This window comes from Neorhizobium descurainiae (assembly GCF_051400715.1).
GTDB lineage: Bacteria > Pseudomonadota > Alphaproteobacteria > Rhizobiales > Rhizobiaceae > Neorhizobium.
The window spans coordinates 1-2,551 of the sequence record NZ_JBLFFK010000063.1; the positions used below are offsets into that span (position 1 = coordinate 1).

Consider the following 2,551-nt stretch of genomic DNA (forward strand, 5'->3'; position numbering starts at 1 on the left):
GTCACCTTGTCGAGCTGCTGGATCGCCTCGTTGATCTGGGCGGCGCCGATATCCTGCTCGCGGCAGGCGGCGGAGATCTCCGAGACCAGCTCGGCGGTCTTCTGGATGTCCGGCACCAGCCGGTTCAGCATCTCGCCGGCCTCGGTCGCCACCTGCACGGTTTCGCCGGAAAGGGCGCTGATCTCCGCTGCGGCCGCCTGGCTGCGCTCGGCAAGCTTGCGCACTTCGGAAGCGACGACGGCAAAGCCCTTGCCGTGCTCGCCGGCACGGGCGGCCTCGACGGCGGCGTTCAAGGCGAGAAGGTCGGTCTGGCGGGCGATCTCCTGGACGATCGAGATCTTCTCGGCGATGGTGCGCATGGCGGTGACCGCGCGGCCGACGGCCTGGCCGGAGGTCTCCGCGTCCTTCGAGGACTGGCGGGCGATCTTCTCGGTCTGGGCTGCGTTGTCGGCGTTCTGCTTGATGTTGGCGGCCATCTGCTCCATGGAGGCGGAGGCCTCTTCGGCGGAGGAGGCCTGCTCGGTGGCGCCCTGGGAGAGCTGTTCGGAGCTTGCCGAAAGCTCCTGGCTGCCGGACGAGACGTTGTTGGATGCCGAGAGCGCATCGGCGACGACGCCGCGCAGGCGCTCCACCATGCTTTCCAGCGCAAGGCCCAGCGTATCCTTGTCCGACAGCGGCTTCGGCGAAACCGTCAGGTCCCCATTGGCGATCTGGTCGGCGATAGTGGCCGTGTTCCGGAGGTTGCCGGTCATGCGGTTCATGGCGTTGACGAGATCGCGGATCTCGTCATTGCTTGGATGCTCGACGTTCTGGTTGAGGTCGCCGATGCTGACGGCATCCGCCAGGCCGACGGCGCGCTTGAGACCGCGGGAGATGTTGAGCAGGATCCAGACGGCACAGGTGAAGGATGCGACGATCAGGATACCGGTCATGGTGACCAGCATGTTGCGCGACTGCAGATATTGTTCGTTCGTCGAGGCGTCCGTTTCGGCGACGTTGCCCGTCACCGTGTCGTTCAGTTTTTGCAGCACGGCCAGGAGTTGCGCCGTGACCTCCTGGCCTTCGCCCATGGAGATCATGCCCGCCTGGTTGTTGGATTCAAGCGTGTTCTGCCGGGCAAGTTCCGCGACGCGATCCTGCAGAACGATCCACTTGGCGGAAAGATCGGTGAATTCGGACATGTAGTTCCGGATCTCCGGATCGTCGGAGCGGCTCAGGTTCTCGTGCAGCTTCCTGATCAGATCGCGCTGCTGCGAAATCTCGGCGACGTAACCGGCGATCTTCTGCGGATCGGTATTGATGATGGCGTCTTTTTCCGAGCGGATGGAGCGCAGGACGGCATCCGACAGATCGCCGGAATCGCGCAGGTTGGCGACGGGGCCGGACACCATGACGGTAATATCGCTGTTGAGCGACGACAGATTGTAGATTGATAGACCGGCCATGGCCAACGTCAGTGTGACGATGAAACTGAAAACCAGTCCGAGCTTCAGTTTGATAGTGAGGCGCATCGAATTCCCTCTGGATTGCGATCGAAATCAGGTCGGGCCACCGCAAGAAGCGGCGGTCCAGCAATAGAGAAGACCGATACATTCACCCTTCTGCCATTATCCGGTTTTCCCGGATGGTTGCCCGGCTGCATGCGGGCAGCGATTCCCGGGCCTTTCATCCGGCCCGGGATTGTCTTCCTTTGTTATGCGCTTGCGCGGAAATTCTCGTCATCTGAGTCCGGTCCGCCCATGGACATGTCGAGGGCGAAGCCCTTGGCGCGGGCCTGCTGGGCTGCGACGGAATGATCCTGCTTGCGGCTCTGCGGCCCGGAACGTTGGGCGGGTTTCGCCGAAGGCTTCGCCATGATCGGGGCCGTTGTCGCCGCATGCTTCGCCGGCTTGGCGGGTCCGGCCTGGTCGATCCGGAAGAAGGCGATGGAGGCCTGCAGCTCCTCGGCCTGGGCGGCGAGCTCTTCCGACGTTGCCGACATCTCCTCAGAGGCGCCGGCATTCTGTTGGGTCACCTTGTCGAGCTGCTGGATCGCCTCGTTGATCTGGGCGGCGCCGATATCCTGCTCGCGGCAGGCGGCGGAGATCTCCGAGACCAGCTCGGCGGTCTTCTGGATGTCCGGCACCAGCCGGTTCAGCATCTCGCCGGCCTCGGTCGCCACCTGCACGGTTTCGCCGGAAAGGGCGCTGATCTCCGCTGCGGCCGCCTGGCTGCGCTCGGCAAGCTTGCGCACTTCGGAAGCGACGACGGCAAAGCCCTTGCCGTGCTCGCCGGCACGGGCGGCCTCGACGGCGGCGTTCAAGGCGAGAAGGTCGGTCTGGCGGGCGATCTCCTGGACGATCGAGATCTTCTCGGCGATGGTGCGCATGGCGGTGACCGCGCGGCCGACGGCCTGGCCGGAGGTCTCCGCGTCCTTCGAGGACTGGCGGGCGATCTTCTCGGTCTGGGCTGCGTTGTCGGCGTTCTGCTTGATGTTGGCGGCCATCTGCTCCATGGAGGCGGAGGCCTCTTCGGCGGAAGAGGCCTGTTCGGTGGCGCCCTGGGAGAGCTG

Annotated in this window: 2 protein-coding genes; both read right to left on the reverse strand. The window is 64.5% G+C overall.

Going from position 1 to position 2,551, the window contains the following annotated elements; genetic code table 11:
- A partial coding sequence (locus tag ACMGE0_RS33370; protein ID WP_436820138.1) for a methyl-accepting chemotaxis protein occupies positions 1 to 1,511 on the reverse strand: 1,511 nt, incomplete at its 3' end.
- Between the two features lie 182 nt (positions 1,512 to 1,693).
- The coding region (locus ACMGE0_RS33375; RefSeq protein ID WP_436820139.1) for a methyl-accepting chemotaxis protein at positions 1,694 to 2,551 on the reverse strand (858 nt) is incomplete at its 5' end.